This window comes from Cryobacterium sp. PH29-G1 (assembly GCF_030063365.1).
GTDB lineage: Bacteria > Actinomycetota > Actinomycetes > Actinomycetales > Microbacteriaceae > Cryobacterium.
The window spans coordinates 1-839 of record NZ_JASISY010000028.1; the positions used below are offsets into that span (position 1 = coordinate 1).

The 839-nt window shown below is 63.4% G+C and carries 2 protein-coding genes; both read right to left on the minus strand.

Features of this window, described 5'->3' with window-relative positions:
- A partial coding sequence (locus QMK22_RS17450) for a hypothetical protein (protein ID WP_283498924.1) occupies positions 1-306 on the minus strand: 306 nt, incomplete at its 3' end.
- Between the two features lie 74 nt (positions 307-380).
- Positions 381-593, minus strand: a complete 213-nt coding sequence (locus QMK22_RS17455) for a hypothetical protein (protein WP_283498925.1) — start codon at positions 591-593, stop codon at positions 381-383.
- Between the last annotated feature and the right edge of the window lie 246 nt (positions 594-839).

The following is an 839-nucleotide window of genomic DNA, read 5'->3' on the forward strand; positions in this document are numbered from 1 at the left end:
TGGCTTTGCGCGGGGTGTTTTGGATCCCCGACGGGTGGGCACGAGGGGGCGGGCGCTTTGGTCCTCGATATCGGCCGCGATCCGCCACCACGACCGCCGTCCGGCGAGCATGACCCCCGCGTCCCAGGTGGACGCGAACGTGTGATCGACGGCGTTCCCCGCTTTCCAGCCCGCCGTGATCTTCGTCTGGATTACAGTCCGATCGGCCATGGAGATGCGCGACAGATACGCGCGATCCTTCTGCGGGAGCGGGTCGGAGACCCGGGCGCGAGGCGTCTGTCGGTACTGCCAGGTGGAGCGAGCCACGCCCGTGATCAACAGCGCTTGGCGTTGCGATCCCGTCGAGCTCGTCAACTCCGCGACGAGGTCGTTCTCCAGCGTCAGGAATTGGACTGATCGGGCGGTGCCGGGGTAGCTGCGGGCTCTTCCTCGCTCATCGCGTGCAAGAGCCCGATAGCTTTTCCCAATGCGGTATTCGTCTCCTCCAACTCGCGCACCCGCGAACTGAGCTTGGCGACTTCGGCCAGGTGCGTTGCCCGCTCTTCAGCCCGCTTCTTCTCCAGTGCCGTGCGTTTGGCCGAGGGAACTGTCATTGGACTACCCTCTCGCGGAACGAGCCCGTGGTCCAGATCACCTTCGTAAACTGCAGCACGCCACCGCGCCAGAGTCCTGGTCGAGAAATCACGCTCGGCCAACCACGGACCCTTCTGGCCAAACGGCACCAGCTGATATTCATGCACGAACTCGCGTATCTCCGCCGCGGTGAATCCTGAACTAATAGACATTTCCCTGCCTCCGACTGATCGTGAACTGACTCACAACCAGCTTGACGCAGAGGG